We start from the raw sequence: 18592 nt of genomic DNA on the forward strand, positions 1-18592 counted from the left end.
CGCTTGCCCCTTTCCGGCTCAGGCGTCCCCGGCCGGCGTGGGCTGGTACAGGTCGTTCAATTCGTCCGCGTGGTCCTCCTCCTCCTTGAGAATGTCCTCGATGAGACGTCGGCTCGTCGGGTCGCTCTCGCCAATCCACCGCACGATCTCGGTATAGGTCTCGATGACGATCCGCTCGGCGACGAAGTTCTCCCGGATCATCGCCTGCAGATCGGTTTCCGCGGGCTCCTCGTACTGAGTGTGGGAACGGGCGACGAGCGTGCCCGGATCCATGTCGGGGCTTCCGCCCAACTGGTTGATCCGGTCCGACACGCGCTGGAAGTGGTCGAGTTCTTCGCCGGCGTGCTCCCGGAACATGGCGGCCACCTGCTCCCGGTTGATGCCCTGCGCCACGATCGCATTCTGCGTATACCGCAGGTAGCACACCATTTCGGTGGCCACTACCTGGTTGAGTACCTCGATGAGGCGTTGCAGATCAGCGGTGTTCGCGCGGGTGACCGGCCCCTTGGTGATGTTCTTTCGCGCCTCTTCGCGGACTTTCGTCACGTCGATGGCGAACTGATTACGCACGGAGATTCCCATCTGTCGGCGGGCGCTCGGGAATTGAGCCTCGAGTGGCCCCGAAAGGGTAATCGGCGCATCGCCGCCCCCGGGGGCCGACTCGCCCACCGTGAGCCCGGGGAGTATTCCGGAAATACGACGGTGTCGCAGCAGTGTCAGGCTCGGGCCTCTTCCCAGGCCGTGCTCTGCAGGAAATACGTGTCGTAGATTTCCTGCACCTCCAGCAGGCTTTCCGGCGGCACCTTCCCATAGGCGATGCGCTCCAGGTGGCGGAAATACTCGAAGCGTTCCACACCGGGGGTGATGACGATGAGGATGTCGGCGGCCTCACCCGGCGCTGCGGCGAAAGCGTGCGGAACGCCCGGCGGGACCACCACGAGGTCACCGCGCCCGGCGGTCACCACCTGGTCCCCGGAAAGAAGTTGGGCGCTGCCGTCCAGCAGGTAGAAGAGTTCTGCGGAGTTGGCGTGGCGGTGCGGATTCGCGCCGTTCGCACCGTCGGCCAGAGTGACCCGCTGGGTGGACAGCGCGCCGCCGGTCGCGCTGCTGTCCGCCAGCAGGCGGATGGTGGTCGGCGCCCGGCCGACCACTTCCGCTTCCGCGGAACGCACCACGACGGACTCGTCGAATTCCGGAACGATCAGCGACATCTACAGCTCCTACCCCGGTGGAGCCGGTGTCATCCGGCGGTGTCGGTGTGCAGCCGGACCTGTTCGGCGAGCCGGTCGAGGCTCTTTTCGAGCCGATCGTCGAGCGTTCGGTCCTCGGGTGGGTGGGATCCCTCGAAGAAGGACAGGTGAACCGTCACCTGGCTGGCTCTGCCGATGCCGGCCACCTGGAGCCACCCGGCGTACCGGCCGTCGCTGCGGGTGCCCCACTCCATCCGCATCTGGTCCTTCTGCACCCGTACCAGGCCCGCGGCGTCCTGCCCGGTGGTGTCCTCGTGCACGCTGACCGCAGGGGGATCATCGGGGTGCACATGAAGGTCGCGCGGCAGCCAGCTGTCGAGCCTGTCCAGATCACAGGCCTGGTCGAAAACCGCCTCCGGCGCGGCGGGCATGGTGCGGGAACGTTCGTACTCGGCCATCTGCTTCGCTCCTCGGAACGGGTCCGGCCCTCGCCGGCCTCACCGGTCTGCGTCTGCTTCTCCCGTTCCACGCTGCCTCACGGCCGGTCGCCCGGCGAGTGCTGGAGAACTGCGCGCTCCATCGGTGCCGTGGTTGTTCCCGGTACGCACGGGCACCCGGCGGGCCTACGGACCGACACAGTGGCCGCCTCCGGCGACGGCGGATCCTCCCGGGAAGGACGTGGAGAACCATGCAGCACGACGAACTGATCGGCAAGGTGCAGGCACTCGCCCAGCTGCCGAGCCGCGGCTCCGCCGAGCAGGCGACCCGCGCGGTGCTCACCACGCTCGCCGAACGAGTGCCGCCCGGGCTGGCCGATCACCTGGCCGCGCAGCTTCCGCCGACCCTGGCCACGGCCATCACCTCGGCGACGACGGCATCGCAGGAGGCGGTGCACGGCCGGCTCTCCGGCGGTCACGGGGAGCGCTTCGACCTGGTCACGTTCACCGGCCGGGTCGCGGGCCGGGCCGGCACCACCGAGGACAGCGCCATCCGGGAGTCCACCGCCGTACTGGAGGTGCTCGACGCGGCGGTCACCCCCGAGCTGATGGAGAAGGTGGCGGAGGCACTGCCGGCGGACATCCGCGAGCTGCTGCCGAGCTCCCGGGCCGACGAGCCGGAAGCCTGACGGCGCGCGGCTCCGGCCGACAGCACGCCGGGCTTGGCGGCTTCTGACCGGATAGTCCGTTTCCCCGATGCGGGCCGGGTACCCGGAGGCTCCCCAGGAAAGGACGCAGGAGCCATGGCAGACATCAACCCCATCGACCTGCAGAAGGCGCTCAAGGGCGCCGAATACCCGACCGACCGGAAGCACCTCGCGGAGGTTGCCAAGGAGAACGGCGCCGACAACGCGCTCGTCGACAAGCTGTCCTCGGCCGGCACCGACCGGTTCGACGGGCCGAATGACGTGCAGAAGGCCATTTTCAACGAGTGAACGGGCGGGCGACGGTCGGCCGGCGGGTCCCCGCCCGGCCGACCGGTTCCGTCCACTGCCGTACGGCCGGTGCCGCAGCCGCAAGATCCGGCGTGGGCTCCGGTTCGGCGGGCTCCAGTTCGGCGGGCTCCGGTCCAGCGGGTTCCCGACCAGTCCGCGCGGTGGCGGCCGGTTTCCGGACGAGCAGCAGGGCCGCGTCGTCGTGCAGGTGGCCGCCCACATGGGCCAGCAGTTCCTCGTGCAGCACGTCCAGCGTGCCGGCCGGGTCGTCCGACACCTGCTCGGCCAGCCGCTCCCCGAGCGGGTAGAACTCCCGGTGCTGGTCGCGGGCCTCGGTCACCCCGTCGGTGTAGACGAGCAGCTGGTCGCCGTCGGTGAACGGCACCACCTGGACGGCCGGTGTCCGGCCGCCCATGGCGCCGAGACCGAGGGGCGCCGCCGGGCAGGCGGTTTCGACAGTGGTGACACCCGTCCGGCGCACCAGCAGCGGCGGCACATGACCGCAGTTGACCATCTCCATGAACCCGGTCCGGGGATAGCCGACGACGACCGCGGTGACGAAGTCGTCCGCGCCGAGATTCCGCGCGAGGCTCCGCTCGATCCTTCGCACGACGTCCAGCAGGTCCGGCTCGTCGTACGCGGCCTCGCGGAAGACACCGAGTACCAGAGCCGCGGTGCTGACCGCCGGCAGGCCCTTGCCCCGCACATCGCCGACGATCAGCCGGACCCCGTACGGGGTGGGCAGCAGGGCGTACAGGTCGCCGCCGATCCGGGCCTCCGCCGCGGCGGCGCTGTAGCGGACCGCCACCTGGAAGTCGCCGACCGCCTCGGGCACCGGCCGCAGGAGAGCATGCTGGGCGGCCTCGGCGACCGACCGGACGTCGGCCAGCACCCGTTCGCGACGGCACCTCAACGCGCTGTCCAGGCTGGTGGCCAGGATGACCGCGACCAGAGCCGACAGCACGAACGCCTGCTCGGCGCCCGACGCTCCGCTGCGTACGCCGAGCACGGCACCGAGCGCCACGGCCAGCAGCCCGATCGCGAGGACGGCGCACGGCCGGTTGATCGCGGCGGCCAGCGCGGGCCCGACGACGAGCAGCGGCAGGCAGGTCGTACCGGCTCCGCCGATCAGCGCGAGAAGTGCCACGGCAGTGACGATCAGGGCCGGCAGTGCGGAGGTCAGCTGGGCGGCGATACCCGTACGGCTCTGCACCCGCCCGCCGGTCGACCGCTCGGTGAGCCCCCGTACCGGCCGGTGGTGACGCTGGTGGTCGAGGGCCCGGCTCATCTTTCCCCGCAATCCGCTGCTCCGTTCACATACGCACGCTCATGTCCGTTTTGTCTAGGAAACAGGGAGCAGCGGGTGCGCCACAAGGGCCCATATTTCACATAATGAACCGGCCACATCATGAACCGGTCACTCCGAGAGGGAGAGCCCCCTGGTCACCCGCCCCGCCGTCGACAACAGCGTGGCCCGCACCTGGTCGGTCTGTGTCAGCCGGTCCGCCCGGAAGGAGACCCCGAGCGAACCGAGCTTCTCCCCGCTGTAGACGGGCACCGCGAGACAGACCGTGCCGACGGCGTACTCCTCCAGATCCATGACGCCCGGAGCGGTCGGCGATGCGTCGAGCCGGCGCAGCAGTTCGAAGGGGTGGGTGATGGTGCGGGGCGTGAGGTCGTTGAGCGAGTGCCGGGAGAGGTAGTCGTTGCGCGCCTCGTCGTCCAGTTCCCGCAGTACGCACTTGCCGAGCGCGGTGGCGTGTCCGGCGTCCTCGAACCCCACCCAGAGGTCGACCCGGGGCGCCCGGGGGCCGTCGACGATCTCGGCGACCCGGATCTCGCCCTCCTCGTAGAACGTCAGATAGGCCGCCGCCGACACCTGGTCGCGCAGCGCGCCGAGGGTGGGGCGGACCCGATTGAGCAATTCCTGCCCGCGGCTTCCGCTGTGCAGATGATGGAGCTTGTCCCCGATGACGAAGCCGCCGTCGTCGAGTTTCCGCAGATATCCGTCGTGCGTGAGCGTCCGCAGCAGGTGGTACGTGGTGGCCAGCGGCAGCCCCGCCTCCCGCGCCAGCTGCTTGGCCGGGGCGCCGCCCTCGTGTGCCCCCACGGCTTCCATCAGGCGGAAGGCTCGCTGCACCGACGTGATGAGCGTGGGGCCGTCCTGAGCACCCATGCGACCAGCTTGCGCCTGGCCCACGGGGTCGGCAAGGTGGCCTGAGAATCTCCTCGGCGGTCCGGTGCCGGCGACCCTGTGAGCAACGCCACCGCAGACCGGATGCGCCCTGAGAACAAGGGAGTTGGGTCCGCATATGGCGGGCCGGGCGGGCACTCGGTTCCGGATCCGCGAAGGGTTTGTGAACATTGAATCGCCGGTCCGGTGGAGACGGCCGCGCTTGCGCGCTCCACACCGTCCGGCATGCGAGAAGTCTCGACCGGAGGCGAGCCCCGGGTCCGAGTCCCTCATTTCCCGGACCCCGGAACGAAAAGGCTGCGCCTTGCCCCCCTCCGTCACCGCTTCACCGCGCCCTGCTGCGCCTGACGAACCTGCTGCCCCGGACGAACCGTCCCCGCCGCCGTACGCCGTCCTGTCCCGGCTCCGGCCCGGACGCCGCGGGTCCCGCACCACGGCGGACCGGAATCCCTGGCGCTGTCTGCGCATACCCAGCATGCGCTGGTGGTCCGCGGCCAACCTGGTGTCCAACATGGGCGCCTGGATGCAGCTCACCGTGCAGAATCTGCTGGTGCTGCAGATCACCGGTTCTCCCGCGGCCACCGGCCTGTCGCTGGCCGTGCAGGCCGGCCCCGGCCTGCTGCTGGGGCTGGCGGGCGGCGCCGCCGTCGACCGCTGGCCGCGCAAGCTCACCGCGATGGTGAGCCAGACGGTTCTCGCGGGTGTCGCCTTCTGCACCGCCGCGCTGCTGGGCCTGGGCATGCTCAACATGCCGGTACTGCTGGTGCTGGCTGCGGTGACCGGGATCGTGAACACCATCGACGGACCGGCGACCTCGCTGCTCGGCAACGACCTGGTGCCCGCCGAGGACGTGCCGTCGGCGATCGCTCTCGGCTCGGTGGTGCACAGCGCGGGACGTCTCATCGGCACGGCTCTGGCGGCCGTCGCCATCGGCACCCTCGGTACGTCGGCCGCCTATGTCGCCAACGGTGTGTCCTTCCTGTTCGTAGCTGCCGTCATCCCCTTTCTGCGGCCGGCCGCCCACGCCGTACGTGCCACGGCCGCCCAGGTCGCTGCCGCGCGGCGGCCGCCGCGGGGCGAGCGGAAGAGCGGCGGCGGCCGGAGCCGTGCCCCGGGCGGCGGCGAGGTCCGCGAGGGACTCACGTACTTCCTGCGGCGTCCCCGGCTGGTCGCCCTGGCGGCGATCACCGGTCTGAGTTCGGTCTTCGGCCGCAACTACCAGCTGACGCTCGTCGTACTCGTCACCGGCCCGCTGCACGCGAGCCAGAGCGACTTCGGCACGGTCTCCACGGTGCTCGCCGTAGGAGGCATCGCCGGCGCGCTGCTCGCCGGACGGATGCGGAAGCCCTCGGTGCGGCTGGTGGGCGCCCTGGCGGCCGGCGGGGCGCTGCTCCAGGTCGCGGCAGGGCTCTCACCCGGACTGACCGTGCTGATCCTGCTGGTCATCCCGATGGCCACGGTGGAGTCGCTCTCCGACACGGCCGGCGCGACCGTGCTCCAGACCGAGCCGGCGCCGGAGATGCGCGGCCGGGTACTCGGCGTCTGGCGGAGCGCGAGCACCGGCTGGAACCTGGCCGGGCCACCGCTGCTGGGCCTGCTGCTGCAGTTCGCCGGGGCACGCGGAGCGCTGGTGTCGGGCGGCCTGCTCATCACCGGGATCATCGCCGCGGGCTACGTGAACAGGCATTGCATCACCGGCCGGCGGCCGATCCCCGCCCTGCGGTCCGCCGGAGCTCCGCTGTCCGAACTCGCGCCGGCCGCCTGACCCCGTACCAGCAGATTTCGGAGGCGTCGCCGGGCGCCGGGTAGAGTCGATGGGCGCAGCCGGGACGCGGGGCGGAGAGAAAGCCGACCGCCACCCGCGAGCCGCCGGGCCGATGACGCTCCCCGGCGAAGGGCTCCGATTCCCGGCGCCCCCAAGACTTCCGCCCGCCCGCGCGGGCGATCGCGGGATGCCGCCCGGTCTCCCGTACGCCCAGGCCCGCCCACGCGCCACGATGTCGGGGGCCCGCATACGACAAGGTGCCTCCTTGCAGACTGCTTCCGCTCCGTCCCCCGCTGCCCGGCTGCGCGGCTACCGCCGCCCACCGTGGCTGTCCTCCCCCAAGGTCCTGCGGACCGAGGTCCTGGCCGGGCTGGTGGTCGGTCTGGCGCTCATTCCGGAGGCGATCTCGTTCTCGGTGATCGCCGGTGTCGACCCCAAGGTGGGGTTGTTCGCCGCGTGCACCATGGCGATGACGATCGCGTTCGTCGGCGGCCGCCCGGCAATGATCTCCGCCGCCACCGGCGCCGTCGCCCTCGTCGTCGCGCCCATCGCCCGGCAGTACGGCCTCGGCTACCTGATCGCGACCGTGATGCTGGCCGGGGTGATCCAGATCGTCCTCGGCGGTCTCGGCGTGGCGAAACTGATGCGGTTCGTGCCGCGTTCGGTGATGGTCGGCTTCGTGAACGCCCTGGGCATCCTGCTGTTCCTGGCCCAGATCCCCAATCTGCACGATGTGCCGTGGGAGGTGTACCCGCTGGTCGTGGGCGGGCTCGCGCTCATGGTGCTGTTCCCGAAAATCACCAGGGCGGTGCCCGCGCCGCTGGTGTCCATCGTCATCCTGACCGTGATCACTGTCGCCGCCGGCATCGCGGTGCCCACCGTGGGCGACAAGGGCAAGCTGCCCTCCGCCTTGCCGGTGCCGGGCCTGCCGGACGTGCCGTTCACCGTCCACACGCTGACGCTCATCGCCCCGTACGCGCTGGCCATGGCGCTGGTCGGACTGATGGAATCCCAGATGACCGCCCGCCTGGTCGACGACCTCACCGACACCCGCTCCAACAAGACCCGCGAGTCCGTCGGGCAGGGCATCGCCAACGTCGTCACCGGGCTGTTCGGTGGCATGGGTGGCTGCGGGATGATCGGCCAGACGATGATCAACGTGAAGAGCGGCGCCAGGACCCGGCTCTCCACCTTCCTCGCCGGGTTCTTCCTGCTCAACCTCTGCGTCGGGCTCGGACCTGTGGTGTCCAAGATCCCCATGGCGGCGCTGGTCGCCGTCATGATCCTGGTCTCGGTCGGCACCTTCGACTGGCACTCGATCAAGCCGGCCACCCTGAAGCGGATGCCGCTGGGCGAGACCGCGGTCATGGTGATCACGGTCGCCGTGGTGGTCGCCACCGGCAATCTGTCCATCGGCGTCGTCGTCGGCTCGGTGATCGCGATGGTCGTCTTCGCCCGCCGCGTCGCCCACCACGCCGATGTCACCGCGGTCACCGACCCCGACGGCGGCCAGGTGGTCTACTCCGTCAGCGGAGAACTCTTCTTCGCGTCGAGCAACGACCTGGTCACCCGGTTCGACTATGCGGGCGACCCGGACCAGGTCGTCATCGACCTGACCGCCGCGCACATCTGGGACGCGTCGTCGGTGGCCGCGCTGGACGCGGTCACCGCGAAGTACCGGGAGCGCGGAAAGAGCGCCGAGATCATCGGGCTCAACCAGCCGAGCGCCGACCTGCACCGCACCCTCAGCGGGGAACTCACCGGCAGCTGAGACGCCGGGCCGCCCCGCGGGGTCAGGCGTCCCGCGGGTACCAGCGCAGCTCAATGGTGTTGCCGTCCGGGTCCTGCACATACACCGACTCGGCGGTTCCCTGCGCCCCGAACCGCCGGCCGGGGCCGTCCAACACCGCCAGCTCGCCCGCGTCGATGACCTGGTTCCAGTCGAGCGGTTCGACCACCAGGCAGAAGTGGTCGACATTGGCCGCCGGGGACAACTGTCCCGGCCCCTCCGGCTCCTGCACGAGGTCGATGATGGCCGTCGGGCTCATCCGTACCGACGGGAAGGGCGCCTTGCCCGCCCGCCACTCGTCGACCCGGACCGGTTCGAGACCGAGCGGCCCGCAGTAGAAGGCGAGCGAGCGTTCGACGTCGGCGACGTTGAGAACCAGGTGGTCGAAGCCGATTACGCGCATGGCGTTCCCCTTCATCCGGTGGGTAAGACGCTGGACTGCAGACGCTGGGACATGCAGACGAGACGAAAAACCATTCTGCGTCTCATCCGATCTCCCTACGGTTGAACACATCAACCCACCCTTTCAGGAACACCGGGAGATTCCCATGCGCGCAGTCATCCAGAACTCGTTCGGCGGCCCCGAAGTCCTCGAGCTCGTGGAGCGGGAACGTCCGCAGCCGCTTTCCGGAGAGGTGCTGATCCGGGTCCACGCCAGTGCGGTGAACCCGGTGGACGCGGCGGTCAGATCGGGCGCTTTCCCGCTGCTCGGAGAGCCGCCGTTCGGCGTCGGCTGGGACGTGTCCGGCGTCGTCGAGAGCGCGGGACCCGGTGCGCGGTTCGCGATCGGGGACGAGGTCTACGGGATGCCCTTCTTCCCGCGCGCCGCCGACGCCTACGCCGAGTACGTCGCCGTCCCGTCACGCCAGGTGGCCCGCAAGCCGGCCTCGATCGACCACGTACACGCCGCGGCACTGCCGCTGGCCGCTCTCACCGCATGGCAGGGGCTGGTGGACGCGGCGCGGCTGACCCCCGGCCAGCGGGTACTGATCCACCGGGCGGCCGGCGGAGTCGGCCACCTCGCCGTACAGATCGCCAAGGCGCGCGGTGCGCGGGTGATCGCGCTGACGAGCGCCGCCAGGCACGACTTCGTACGCGGCCTGGGCGCCGACGAGGTGATCGACCACCGGACCACCGACTTCACCGATGCGGTACGGGACGTCGACGTGGTCCTCGACTCCACGGCCCAGGGGGCGCGGTCGCTCCGGGTACTGCGCCCGGGCGGCGTACTCGTCAGCATCCTGGAACACGGCGACGCAGAGCTGATCGCGCGGACGGAAGCAGCCGGGATGCGCTTCGCCGGGGTCTCGGTGGAGCCGGACTACGCCTCGCTGCAGGCCATCGCGGAGCTGGTCGACGCAGGGCGGATCCGCCCGCATGTCTCGGAGATCTTCCCGCTCGAGGAGGCCGGCAAGGCGCACGAGTTGATCGAGTCCGGCCGCACCCAGGGGAAGATCGTCCTGACCGTCTGAGCGCAGGGCTCGCAGCAGCACCGGACCGGGGGAGAAGCGGGACATGGACGTACTCAGTGAGGCACTGGGCTCGATGCGGACGGGACGCCCGGCATCGATCCGTACGGAGGGCCGCGCGCCCTGGGGGCTGCGGCTGTCACCCGTGTCCGGGGCCGGTTTCCATGTGGTGCTGCACGGCACCTGCTGGCTGATCCCGCTGGCCGGCAGTGCACCCGGCCCCCGGCCGCTGTGCCTGGCGCCCGGCGATGTCGTCTTCCTACGGGACGGCCGGGGCCACATCCTCGCCGACGACCCGTCGTCGCCGGTCACCGAACCCGAGGACGAGCGCTACAGCCAGGGGCCGCCGATCGGCATGCTCACGCTCGGCGGGGACGGCGCGCGGACCAGCCTGCTCTGCGGCAGCTACCACCTGGACCAGGGGAGGCCGCACCCGCTGGTCCGCCAGTTGCCCGAGCTGATCCACCTGCCGGCCGACCCCGGAAGCCATCCGGAACTCGCCGCCGCCGTCCGGCTCCTCGGGGCCGAGCTGGAGAGTCCGCGCAGCGGCTCGGACTCCATAGTGACCTCGCTGATCGACGCGCTGCTGCTGTACATCCTGCGCGCCTGGCTGGAGAGCCGGCCCGCCGAGGGCGCCCAGGGCTGGGCCGCCGCTCTGCGTGATCCGGCGGTGGCCCCGGCGCTGGCGGCGATGCACGAGGACCCGGCGGCCCGCTGGACGGTCGAGTCGCTCGCCGCCCGGGCCGGCCTTTCCCGTGCGGCCTTCGCCCGCCGGTTCGCCGCACTGGTGGGGGAACCTCCGCTCGCCTACCTGACGCGCTGGCGCATGACCACGGCCGCCGGGCTGCTGCGCGATGCGGACCTCCCACTCAGCGCGATCGCCGCCCGGGCCGGGTACGGCTCGGAGTTCGCCTTCGGCAAGGCGTTCAAACGGGAGTACGGCGTGGCCCCCGGCAACTACCGTCGTAGCAGGCAGCCGGCCTGACGCTCGGTCCGTTCCGGCCCGCCGCGTCCGGCTGCTCGGCCAGGAGCCGGACGGCCGCTTCGAGTCGCACAGCAGCTCACCCGATCCCTCCCTTAGCGGCCGGGACCGGAAAAGGCATCAACTCCGGGGTTGCGCTGCACAATTGGAGGCGGCCGTTGATAACCCTGCGAAATGCCGATGAATCATGTGCGGAAGCACCGAACGCAATTGCCTTGACGCGCGATCCGATAAAAGAACGAGGGTGCGATAATAAGGCAATGCAGGTCTGCTGAGCCTCTCGTATGCTGACCGAGTCATGTCATCACAGGAATTCGCCCGGGCCCGCCGACCGGAGCAGAAGCAGCAGCGGCGCGACACCATTCTCGCGGCCGCTCGCGGGCTTGCCCTGGAACAAGGAGCGAACAGGGTGACGCTGGGCAGCGTCGCCGAGGTGGTGGGCCTCGCCAAGTCGAACGTCATCCGGTACTTCAGCACCCGCGAAGAGATCTTTCTGGTCCTCGCGGCAGAGGGCTGGCAGCAATGGCAGGACGCGGTGACGGAACGGCTCGAAGCGGGCGACGACGCGGTCGGCGCGCTGGCCGGGACACTGGTCGAACTGCCTCTCTTCTGTGACCTCCTGAGCGTCACCGCGACCGTCCTGGAACACAACATCTCGCTGGAAGCAGCGCGCACCTTCAAGCACACCGCGCTGGGAACCATCCATGCCCTGGCCGCGCAGGTGTCCAGGTCGCTCCCCGAGCTGACCGAGAACGAAGGCCGGGACCTGGTCACGACGGCGACCGCGCTCGCGGGCATGCTCTATCCGGTGGCCACCCCGCCGCCGGTGCTCATCGAGCTGTACGACCGGGAACCGGAGCTGGCCGCGGCCCGCCCGCCGCTGCTTCCGACGCTTCACCGGACCCTCGCCGCGCTCGCCGCGGGCCTGCCCACCCTGCGCTGAGCCGCCCGCCGGTCATGGTCACAGGCCGCGTTTCCTGCGCCATGGCTGCGCCCGCACTCGCTTCCCCGGTAGGCTTTCCGTGTGATCTTCAAGCGCATCGGAAGCGGCCGGCCGTACCCCGACCACGGCCGGGAATCCACCCGGCAGTGGGCGGACGTCGCGCCGCGTCCCGTCCGGCTGGACCAGCTCGTAACCACCAAGGGACAGCTGGACCTCGAAACGCTGCTCGCCGAGGACTCCACCTTCTACGGCGACCTCTTCGCGCATGTCGTGAAGTGGCAGGGCGACCTCTATCTGGAGGACGGACTGCACCGAGCTGTCCGCGCGGCACTCCAACAGCGGCAGGTGCTGCACGCCCGCGTGCTTGAAATGGGCTGATCACTGGGCCTTTCGGGGCCTTTTTTGCCCATCCGGCTGCCATCCGATGATCAGATAGTTCGCAACGCAGCCGAGCCGCACTACGCTGCGCTCATGAGCATGCTCACACCCCCCGGCATGGGCGGAAAGTACCGCATCACGGGCGACACATATCCGAGAATGCGCCGCCCCCGGCGTCGCGGCCGGATCATTTTCGGCGTGCTGGCCGCCGTGGTCGCCCTCGGCCTGGTCGGCTGGGGCTCGCTGCAGCTCATCAATGTCTTCACCGGCGGATCCGACAAGGCGTCGGCGGCCGGGCAGAACTGCGGGCCGTCGGCGTCCCCCGCACCGCGGAAGGCGGCGGCCGGCGCGCTGCCGAAGCCCGCGAAGATCAAGATCAACGTCTACAACGCGACCACCCGCGGTGGACTCGCCAAGTCCACCGCCGACGCACTGAAGAAGCGCGGCTTCGCGGTCGGCAAGGTGGGCAACGCCCCGCCCGCCTACGACAAGAAGGTCAAGGGGGCCGGTCTGCTGATCGGCGCCGCCAAGACCTCGCGGGGCGCGTTCGCGGTACTCGGGACGCAGGTGACGGGTGCCCAGCAGAAGACCGACACCCGTACCACGCAGGACGTCGACCTGATCATCGGCAGCGCGTTCACATCGCTGGCCACGCCGCAGGACGCGGCCAAGGCGATGACCGTACTGACCCACCCGTCACCCGCGCCCTCCGGGAAGTGCTGACGCGGCTCCCGTCCGGCGGATCCTTGCCGGCCCGGAGGACCCGGACAGGACCTAGTCGGCCGTCCCGTACATCCGGTCGCCGGCGTCACCGAGCCCGGGCACGATGTAGCCCTGCTCATTGAGCCGGTCGTCGACGGCCGCCGTGACCACGGTGACCGGCGTCCCTGCCAGCTCCCGCTCCATGAGCTCGACGCCCTCCGGCGCCGCGAGCAGCACCACCGCGGTCACATCGTCGGCGCCGCGCTTGATCAGCTCGCGGATCGCGGCGACCAGCGTGCCGCCGGTGGCCAGCATCGGGTCGAGTACGTACACCTGGCGGCCGGAGAGGTCGTCCGGCATCCGGGTCGCGTAGGTGGAGGCTTCCAGAGTCTCCTCGTTGCGGACCATGCCCAGGAAGCCCACCTCGGCGGACGGCAGCAGCCGCACCATGCCCTCGAGCATCCCCAGACCGGCCCGCAGGATCGGCACGACCAGCGGCCGCGGGTAGGAGAGCTTCACTCCGGTGGTGGCCGTCACCGGTGTCTCGATGTCGACCTGCTCGGTCCGCACATCCCGGGTGGCCTCGTAGGCGAGCAGGGTGACCAGCTCGTCGGCGAGCCGCCGGAAGGTCGCGGAGTCGGTGCGCTTGTCGCGCAGCGTGGTGAGTTTGTGCGCCACCAGCGGGTGGTCGACGACATGGATACGCATGCGACAACGGTAACCGGGCCACGAGCCGCCCCCGCGCTGGCATCAACCCCCCGGCCGGAGGGAAGGTGGGGACGTACGAAGGTGGTGTCGTCGATGCCGGAGTCCGAGAACCAACGGGAACACGACCAGGGGCACGAGCCGGGACTCACCCGGGAGAGCGCCGCCGAACGCCGTCGGCGCCGGGCGAAGTTCCTCCGCGATCTGAACGAGGCCAAGGAACTCCGCGATCGCGTACAGCCCAGGCGCGCCAAGGTCGCGAGGATGCGCCAGGCGATGCGGATGCGCACCTTCCGCTGGTAACGACTGCCCAAGGTTTTACCGGGTTCCCGAAGCAACACGGAAACCTGAGGCCGAAGACCTCTCGCAATGCCCATGTTTCTGCCACGATTCCCAGTGGGCGAGGCACAGGTCGCCCTGTCGGAACATCACACCTATGACCAGTGGGAGAGTCACGGTGTACTTCGCCGCACTGCTCGCGCGCACCGAAGACGGGTGGGAAGCGAGCGACACGGAGCTCGACGATGTGGAAACCCTCAGCGATCTGACCGACCTCGCCCGGGAAGCCTCGCCGGACGAGGACACGGTCCTGGTCTTCATCGAGCAGGAGGGCGCCTGGTTCGGCGTCGTCCGGGTCGACGGTGAGGAGGATCCACGGATCTACGTCTCGGACGCCGCAGCCGCAAGCCGTTCCTCGTACGGAGAGATCCTGCTCACCGACGAGCTGCTCGGACGGGACCCTCAGGACCCGGACGTGCTGGAAGAACTTGTCGACCTCGACGGTACGGAGGACGGTGAGCGCGAGGAGGACGAGGACGACGGGACCGACACGGGCGACGCCGTGCCACCGGGCCCGCTCGGGGACATCGCGATCCTCGCCGATCTCGGCGTGCCGGAGGAGGAGCTGCTGACCCTGGGCACCGATGCGCTCACAGACATCGCCGACGCCCTGGGCGCCGCCGAAGTGCTGGAGACCGTCCGTTAGATGAGAATGACGACCTGATGCACGACCCTGTCCGTGATCCCTGGGCCGTGGCGATGCGGCGTGCCCTCGCCGAGGCCGGGCACGCGGCGCTGTCCGGCGATGTGCCGGTCGGCGCCGTCGTGCTGGCCTCGGACGGCACGGTGCTGGCCACCGGGCACAACGAACGCGAGGCGACCGGCGACCCGACGGCGCACGCCGAGATAGTGGCGATCCGGCGGGCCGCCGCCGCGCTGGGCGAGTGGCGACTCACCGGCTGCACGCTGGTGATCACGCTGGAGCCCTGCACGATGTGCGCCGGCGCGATCGTCCAGTCCCGAGTGGACCGGGTGGTCTTCGGCGCCGTCGACGAGAAGGCGGGCGCCGCGGGCTCGCTCTGGGACGTCGTACGGGACCGCCGGCTCAACCACCGGCCCGAGGTGGTGGTCGGGGTACTCGCCGATGAGTGCGCCGAGCAGCTGACTTCCTTCTTCCGGGACCGCTGACCGGAAGCCGATTTCGGAGCACGGCCGACCTTGGGCTAAGCTCTCTCTCGGTAGCGTGTCCGAGCGGCCGAAGGAGCTCGCCTCGAAAGCGAGTGTGGGGAAACTCACCGAGGGTTCAAATCCCTCCGCTACCGCTCCGACGAAGGGCCCCGGCAGCTTGCCGGGGCCCTTCGAGCTTTCGTTCGGATCCTCTTGATCCTTCGAAGTCCTGTGCGGTTAGACTCGCGCGATGCTCAGGGACCTCAGGGGAAGCAGGGCCGAATGGTGCAAGCGAAGAAGATCATCCTCTACATGGTCGTCGTCTTCGTGCTGTACACGATCATCACTTCCCCCGCCAGATCGGCCGACCTGGTGCAAGTAGGCTTCGAGGGCGTCTCGAACGCCGCGAAGAGCGTCGGGCAGTTCATGACCGAACTGGTGAGCTGAGCCCGTACGTCCGCGACCCGTGCACCCGTAAGGGGTACGCCTTGCTCCGCCATCCAGTGGGGGTGGAGCGGCCATCCGGCCCTGCTGAAACGTGGCCCCGCGCCTTCCCGGTCCGGGGCCTTTTTATGCGTATGACCCATATTGACAACCAACACGGCGTTATGTGGTGCTTGCGCACAGAGCACCTGTCTTGTGATGCTATGACCGCTTTTGACGGATGAATTGACCGAAAAAGGGGTGGCGTTGACCGTGCCGGCCAGTACTGCGCCTGAAGCGTCGCCCCAGGCCGAGACACAACTGACCCCGATCGAGGAGACCCCACCCGCCAGGAGCCGGGGCGCGGACACCAGGGCGCTGACCCAGGTGCTGTTCGCGCAGCTGACAGCACTCGAGCGGGGCAGTCGCGAACACGACCGCGTACGGGCAGCGCTGATCGAGGCGAACCTGCCCCTGGTGCGCTACGCCGCTGCCCGGTTCCGCAGCCGCAACGAGCCGATGGAGGATGTCGTCCAGGTCGGCACCATCGGTCTCATCAATGCGATCGACCGCTTCGATCCGGCACGCGGCGTGCAGTTCCCGACGTTCGCGATGCCCACCGTGGTCGGCGAGATCAAGCGCTACTTCCGCGACAACGTACGGACCGTGCACGTGCCCCGCAGGCTCCACGAGCTCTGGGTCCAGGTCACCGGCGCCACCGAGGACCTGACGACGCTGCACGGTCGGTCCCCCACCACCGCCGAGATCGCCGAACGGCTGCGCATCACCGAGGAGGAGGTGCTGTCCTGCATCGAGGCCGGCCGCTCCTACCACGCCCAGTCGCTGGAGGCGGCGCAGGAGGGCGACGGGCTGCCCGGGCTGCTGGACCGGCTCGGTTACGAGGATCCGGCGCTGGCCGGTGTCGAACACCGCGATCTGGTCCGGCACCTGCTGGTCCAGCTGCCGGAGCGCGAACAACGCATCCTGATGCTGCGCTACTACAGCAATCTGACCCAGTCACAGATCAGCCAGGAACTGGGTGTCTCCCAGATGCACGTGTCAAGACTGCTGGCCAGGAGCTTCGCGCGGCTTCGATCCGCAAATCGTATCGAGGCCTAACCGGTACGGGTGGTCCCGCACTTCCGGAAGAAATGCCGCACACCCTCTCTTTCCAGCGCAGTTATGTCGACTTGGCGCTACAGCGTGTTGACGACATGTGACATTCTGCTGGAAGAGCGTTTGCCGCAGTCCCCCCGCCGGTATTCAGGTGGAGGCTGCGTTCCTCCGACGGGAGCGTCCGCCGCGACCGTCCGCGACCTCAAGGGGGTGGCATGTCCGCAGAACAGGGCAGCTCGAAGGTGCTCACGAAGGACGCACCGGAGACACTCAGCTCCGAATTGCCGAGCTCAGGAGCCATCGACACCCGCACTCTGTCCCGCTCCCTTTTCCTGCGCCTCGCCGTGCTGGCCTCCCAGGAACCGGACAGTCCGGAGCGCACCTATGTGCGGGACACGCTGATCGAGCTCAACCTGCCGCTGGTGCGCTATGCGGCGGCGCGGTTCCGCAGCCGGAACGAGCCGATGGAGGACATCGTCCAGGTCGGCACCATCGGCCTGATCAAGGCGATCGACCGGTTCGACTGCGAACGGGGCGTCGAGTTCCCGACGTTCGCGATGCCGACCGTGGTCGGCGAGATCAAGCGCTTCTTTCGTGACACCTCGTGGTCGGTGCGGGTGCCGCGCCGCCTGCAGGAGTTGCGGCTGGCGCTGACCCGGGCCAGCGACGAACTCGCCCAGAAGCTGGACCGCTCGCCCACCGTCGCCGAACTCGCCGCGGTCCTGGGCGTCTCGGAGGAGGACGTGGTCGACGGGCTCGCGGTGGGCAACGCGTACACCGCGTCCTCGCTCGACTCGCCCTCCATCGAGGACGACGGCGGCGAGGGGTCCCTGGCGGACCGCCTGGGCTATGAGGACACGGCACTGGAGGGCGTCGAGTACCGGGAGTCGCTGAAGCCGCTGCTGGCCAAACTGCCGCCGCGCGAACGGCAGATCATCATGCTCCGTTTCTTCGCGAACATGACCCAGTCGCAGATCGGCGAGGAGGTGGGGATCTCGCAGATGCACGTCTCGCGGCTGCTGACGCGGACCCTGGCCCAGTTGCGCGAGGGCCTCATCGCCGACTAGGCCCTGACCGGTCGGTCCTTGCCGGGCCGGAAAGCCCGGCACTTCCCGAACCCCGGGGCCTCGCGGCCCCGGGCCCGGTGTCGGCCTGAGCTAGAGCGCGAGCGCGCCGATGCCGATGAGAACCACGATCACTGCGACCACAGCGACGATCAGCCCGATTCTCGGGCCCGCCTGCTGCTGAGGGGCCGCAGGCTGCGCGCCCTGCGGAGCGCCCTCGTCGACGAAGGCGCGGAACATCTGGGTGCTGCCCGCCGGGTCATAGTTGCCCTCGGGGCCTTGGGGCGCTTGGGGGTTGTGTGCCATGAGGCAGGACCCTAGCGAACCTGTGGGTCCCGCCCAACCCCCGGGCCGGAGCGGCAGGTCCCTGAACCGCCGCCCGGCCCTTCGTTGACCTCGCACATGCAAAGCTTTTCATCTTCCTTTACCTTCCTCGGTGCCTTTTCATTTGCCTGCAGCAACCAACGGCTTTATGGTTGCCTCAAGCAACAACATACGAACCGCACAGGGAGGTGTCGTGGCGGAACGCAGTCAGTTCGAGGAACTGGCCAGACAGCTGAATGCCATCGGCGCCGTCAAGCGCGGCCTCGCCCGCATCCTCCCGCCGGAGTGCCCGACCGGGTCGGCCGCCGTGCTGTCCCTGCTCGGCCAGCACGGCGAGATGCGGATGAGCCGCCTCGCCGAATTGCTCGCCGTGGACATGTCGGTGACCAGCCGGCATGTGGCCCACGTCGCGGAGCGCGGCTGGATCGAGCGGTCCGCGGACCCCGACGACAAGCGCTCCCGCATCCTGCGGCTCACCGCCGCGGGGGCCGACATGCTCGACGACCTCGCCGAGCGCCATATCGCGACGCTCGCTCGGACCCTCAGCGACTGGTCCGACGACGAAGTCGGACAGCTCAACACACTGCTGGCCCGACTGCGCAGCAGCTTCGGCGACTGCCGGACCTGGGCCGGTCGGCCCGAGCACACCGGAACGCCTGTTTAACACCCC

At 69.6% G+C, this 18592-nt stretch carries 24 protein-coding genes and 1 tRNA gene; 17 read left to right on the forward strand and 8 right to left on the reverse strand.

The window, feature by feature from the left end:
• Positions 1–18 precede the first annotated feature (18 nt).
• The 3 genes from AB0436_RS08575 to AB0436_RS08585 form a co-directional block, all read right to left on the reverse strand.
• Positions 19–570, reverse strand: coding sequence for a ferritin-like fold-containing protein (locus tag AB0436_RS08575; protein WP_366467477.1), 552 nt, complete (start codon positions 568–570; stop codon positions 19–21).
• 146 nt (positions 571–716) lie between these two features.
• Positions 717–1211 carry a cupin domain-containing protein gene (locus tag AB0436_RS08580; protein WP_366466987.1) on the reverse strand — a complete coding sequence of 165 codons (495 nt, stop codon included), beginning with the start codon at positions 1209–1211 and terminating at the stop codon, positions 717–719.
• Positions 1212–1240: 29 nt separating this feature from the next.
• Complete coding sequence (locus AB0436_RS08585; protein ID WP_366466988.1) at positions 1241–1648, reverse strand: SRPBCC family protein; 408 nt, start codon at positions 1646–1648, stop codon at positions 1241–1243.
• A 230-nt stretch (positions 1649–1878) separates the two neighbouring features.
• Here AB0436_RS08585 and AB0436_RS08590 point away from each other — a divergent pair, with 230 nt between their 5' ends.
• Positions 1879–2316 (forward strand): DUF2267 domain-containing protein, encoded by a 438-nt coding sequence (locus tag AB0436_RS08590; RefSeq protein WP_366466989.1) that lies wholly within the window; start codon positions 1879–1881, stop codon positions 2314–2316.
• A 114-nt stretch (positions 2317–2430) separates the two neighbouring features.
• Complete coding sequence (locus tag AB0436_RS08595) at positions 2431–2622, forward strand: DUF2795 domain-containing protein (RefSeq protein ID WP_366466990.1); 192 nt, start codon at positions 2431–2433, stop codon at positions 2620–2622.
• Here AB0436_RS08595 and AB0436_RS08600 read toward each other — a convergent pair.
• Both AB0436_RS08600 and AB0436_RS08605 read right to left on the reverse strand, forming a co-directional pair.
• A complete protein-coding gene (locus tag AB0436_RS08600) occupies positions 2612–3910 on the reverse strand; it encodes a PP2C family protein-serine/threonine phosphatase (protein WP_366466991.1) in 1299 nt (432 codons plus the stop codon). The genes AB0436_RS08595 and AB0436_RS08600 overlap by 11 nt on opposite strands.
• A 129-nt stretch (positions 3911–4039) precedes the next feature.
• Positions 4040–4798: an IclR family transcriptional regulator C-terminal domain-containing protein gene (locus AB0436_RS08605; protein ID WP_366466992.1), complete on the reverse strand. Its 759-nt coding sequence runs from the start codon at positions 4796–4798 to the stop codon at positions 4040–4042.
• 493 nt (positions 4799–5291) lie between these two features.
• Between AB0436_RS08605 and AB0436_RS08610 the strand changes: the two genes are divergently transcribed.
• Together AB0436_RS08610 and AB0436_RS08615 are read left to right on the forward strand one after the other, a co-directional pair.
• Positions 5292–6581: an MFS transporter gene (locus AB0436_RS08610; RefSeq protein ID WP_366466993.1), complete on the forward strand. Its 1290-nt coding sequence runs from the start codon at positions 5292–5294 to the stop codon at positions 6579–6581.
• Positions 6582–6846: 265 nt separating this feature from the next.
• Positions 6847–8352 carry a SulP family inorganic anion transporter gene (locus AB0436_RS08615; RefSeq protein WP_366466994.1) on the forward strand — a complete coding sequence of 502 codons (1506 nt, stop codon included), beginning with the start codon at positions 6847–6849 and terminating at the stop codon, positions 8350–8352.
• A 22-nt stretch (positions 8353–8374) separates the two neighbouring features.
• Here AB0436_RS08615 and AB0436_RS08620 read toward each other — a convergent pair whose 3' ends face one another.
• Positions 8375–8773 (reverse strand): VOC family protein, encoded by a 399-nt coding sequence (locus AB0436_RS08620; RefSeq protein WP_366466995.1) that lies wholly within the window; start codon positions 8771–8773, stop codon positions 8375–8377.
• Between the two features lie 145 nt (positions 8774–8918).
• Between AB0436_RS08620 and AB0436_RS08625 the strand changes: the two genes are divergently transcribed.
• The 5 genes from AB0436_RS08625 (at position 8919) to AB0436_RS08645 (ending at position 12865) form a co-directional block, all read left to right on the forward strand.
• Positions 8919–9842: an NADP-dependent oxidoreductase gene (locus AB0436_RS08625; RefSeq protein ID WP_366466996.1), complete on the forward strand. Its 924-nt coding sequence runs from the start codon at positions 8919–8921 to the stop codon at positions 9840–9842.
• 43 nt (positions 9843–9885) lie between these two features.
• A complete protein-coding gene (locus tag AB0436_RS08630) occupies positions 9886–10824 on the forward strand; it encodes an AraC family transcriptional regulator (protein ID WP_366466997.1) in 939 nt (312 codons plus the stop codon).
• Between the two features lie 295 nt (positions 10825–11119).
• Positions 11120–11764, forward strand: a complete 645-nt coding sequence (locus tag AB0436_RS08635; protein ID WP_366466998.1) for a TetR family transcriptional regulator — start codon at positions 11120–11122, stop codon at positions 11762–11764.
• A gap of 81 nt (positions 11765–11845) precedes the next feature.
• Positions 11846–12142, forward strand: a complete 297-nt coding sequence (locus AB0436_RS08640) for a type II toxin-antitoxin system VapB family antitoxin (RefSeq protein ID WP_328537923.1) — start codon at positions 11846–11848, stop codon at positions 12140–12142.
• A 93-nt stretch (positions 12143–12235) separates the two neighbouring features.
• Positions 12236–12865, forward strand: coding sequence for a LytR C-terminal domain-containing protein (locus AB0436_RS08645; RefSeq protein WP_366466999.1), 630 nt, complete (start codon positions 12236–12238; stop codon positions 12863–12865).
• A 51-nt stretch (positions 12866–12916) separates the two neighbouring features.
• Here the strand turns inward: AB0436_RS08645 and upp are convergent, their stop codons facing one another.
• Positions 12917–13552, reverse strand: coding sequence for a uracil phosphoribosyltransferase (upp, locus tag AB0436_RS08650; protein WP_366467000.1), 636 nt, complete (start codon positions 13550–13552; stop codon positions 12917–12919).
• A 93-nt stretch (positions 13553–13645) separates the two neighbouring features.
• On the opposite strand from upp, the gene AB0436_RS08655 reads away from it, so the two are divergent.
• The 7 genes from AB0436_RS08655 (at position 13646) to AB0436_RS08685 (ending at position 17601) form a co-directional block, all read left to right on the forward strand.
• Positions 13646–13852, forward strand: a complete 207-nt coding sequence (locus tag AB0436_RS08655) for a hypothetical protein (protein ID WP_366467001.1) — start codon at positions 13646–13648, stop codon at positions 13850–13852.
• Between the two features lie 154 nt (positions 13853–14006).
• Positions 14007–14534 (forward strand): hypothetical protein, encoded by a 528-nt coding sequence (locus tag AB0436_RS08660; RefSeq protein WP_366467478.1) that lies wholly within the window; start codon positions 14007–14009, stop codon positions 14532–14534.
• A gap of 17 nt (positions 14535–14551) precedes the next feature.
• Positions 14552–15016 carry a tRNA adenosine(34) deaminase TadA gene (gene tadA, locus AB0436_RS08665; RefSeq protein ID WP_366467002.1) on the forward strand — a complete coding sequence of 155 codons (465 nt, stop codon included), beginning with the start codon at positions 14552–14554 and terminating at the stop codon, positions 15014–15016.
• Positions 15017–15065: 49 nt separating this feature from the next.
• Positions 15066–15150 (forward strand) — tRNA-Ser (locus tag AB0436_RS08670).
• 127 nt (positions 15151–15277) lie between these two features.
• Positions 15278–15442 (forward strand): hypothetical protein, encoded by a 165-nt coding sequence (locus AB0436_RS08675; protein WP_365853939.1) that lies wholly within the window; start codon positions 15278–15280, stop codon positions 15440–15442.
• Between the two features lie 210 nt (positions 15443–15652).
• Positions 15653–16537, forward strand: coding sequence for an RNA polymerase sigma factor SigF (locus tag AB0436_RS08680; protein ID WP_366467003.1), 885 nt, complete (start codon positions 15653–15655; stop codon positions 16535–16537).
• A 212-nt stretch (positions 16538–16749) separates the two neighbouring features.
• Positions 16750–17601, forward strand: coding sequence for an RNA polymerase sigma factor SigF (locus AB0436_RS08685; protein ID WP_365853935.1), 852 nt, complete (start codon positions 16750–16752; stop codon positions 17599–17601).
• 90 nt (positions 17602–17691) lie between these two features.
• Here the strand turns inward: AB0436_RS08685 and AB0436_RS08690 are convergent, their stop codons facing one another.
• Complete coding sequence (locus AB0436_RS08690) at positions 17692–17904, reverse strand: hypothetical protein (RefSeq protein WP_365853933.1); 213 nt, start codon at positions 17902–17904, stop codon at positions 17692–17694.
• A gap of 211 nt (positions 17905–18115) precedes the next feature.
• Between AB0436_RS08690 and AB0436_RS08695 the strand changes: the two genes are divergently transcribed.
• Positions 18116–18586, forward strand: a complete 471-nt coding sequence (locus tag AB0436_RS08695) for a MarR family transcriptional regulator (protein ID WP_366467004.1) — start codon at positions 18116–18118, stop codon at positions 18584–18586.
• The last annotated feature ends 6 nt before the right edge of the window (positions 18587–18592 follow it).

This window comes from Streptomyces sp. NPDC051322, assembly GCF_040689485.1.
Taxonomy (GTDB): Bacteria; Actinomycetota; Actinomycetes; order Streptomycetales; family Streptomycetaceae; genus Streptomyces.

What these genes read in the sequence shown, in the direction of transcription:
- upp (WP_366467000.1), bottom strand. Translation starts at nt 13,552, where the DNA reads ATGCGTATCCATGTCGTCGACCACCCGCTGGTGGCGCACAAACTCACC.
- AB0436_RS08610 (WP_366466993.1), top strand. Translation starts at nt 5,292, where the DNA reads ATGCGCTGGTGGTCCGCGGCCAACCTGGTGTCCAACATGGGCGCCTGG.
- AB0436_RS08655 (WP_366467001.1), top strand. Translation starts at nt 13,646, where the DNA reads ATGCCGGAGTCCGAGAACCAACGGGAACACGACCAGGGGCACGAGCCG.
- AB0436_RS08675 (WP_365853939.1), top strand. Translation starts at nt 15,278, where the DNA reads ATGGTGCAAGCGAAGAAGATCATCCTCTACATGGTCGTCGTCTTCGTG.
- AB0436_RS08690 (WP_365853933.1), bottom strand. Translation starts at nt 17,904, where the DNA reads ATGGCACACAACCCCCAAGCGCCCCAAGGCCCCGAGGGCAACTATGAC.
- AB0436_RS08625 (WP_366466996.1), top strand. Translation starts at nt 8,919, where the DNA reads ATGCGCGCAGTCATCCAGAACTCGTTCGGCGGCCCCGAAGTCCTCGAG.
- AB0436_RS08635 (WP_366466998.1), top strand. Translation starts at nt 11,120, where the DNA reads ATGTCATCACAGGAATTCGCCCGGGCCCGCCGACCGGAGCAGAAGCAG.
- AB0436_RS08630 (WP_366466997.1), top strand. Translation starts at nt 9,886, where the DNA reads ATGGACGTACTCAGTGAGGCACTGGGCTCGATGCGGACGGGACGCCCG.
- AB0436_RS08600 (WP_366466991.1), bottom strand. Translation starts at nt 3,910, where the DNA reads ATGAGCCGGGCCCTCGACCACCAGCGTCACCACCGGCCGGTACGGGGG.
- AB0436_RS08685 (WP_365853935.1), top strand. Translation starts at nt 16,750, where the DNA reads ATGTCCGCAGAACAGGGCAGCTCGAAGGTGCTCACGAAGGACGCACCG.
- AB0436_RS08590 (WP_366466989.1), top strand. Translation starts at nt 1,879, where the DNA reads ATGCAGCACGACGAACTGATCGGCAAGGTGCAGGCACTCGCCCAGCTG.
- tadA (WP_366467002.1), top strand. Translation starts at nt 14,552, where the DNA reads ATGCACGACCCTGTCCGTGATCCCTGGGCCGTGGCGATGCGGCGTGCC.
- AB0436_RS08620 (WP_366466995.1), bottom strand. Translation starts at nt 8,773, where the DNA reads ATGCGCGTAATCGGCTTCGACCACCTGGTTCTCAACGTCGCCGACGTC.
- AB0436_RS08580 (WP_366466987.1), bottom strand. Translation starts at nt 1,211, where the DNA reads ATGTCGCTGATCGTTCCGGAATTCGACGAGTCCGTCGTGGTGCGTTCC.
- AB0436_RS08585 (WP_366466988.1), bottom strand. Translation starts at nt 1,648, where the DNA reads ATGGCCGAGTACGAACGTTCCCGCACCATGCCCGCCGCGCCGGAGGCG.
- AB0436_RS08605 (WP_366466992.1), bottom strand. Translation starts at nt 4,798, where the DNA reads ATGGGTGCTCAGGACGGCCCCACGCTCATCACGTCGGTGCAGCGAGCC.
- AB0436_RS08595 (WP_366466990.1), top strand. Translation starts at nt 2,431, where the DNA reads ATGGCAGACATCAACCCCATCGACCTGCAGAAGGCGCTCAAGGGCGCC.
- AB0436_RS08645 (WP_366466999.1), top strand. Translation starts at nt 12,236, where the DNA reads ATGAGCATGCTCACACCCCCCGGCATGGGCGGAAAGTACCGCATCACG.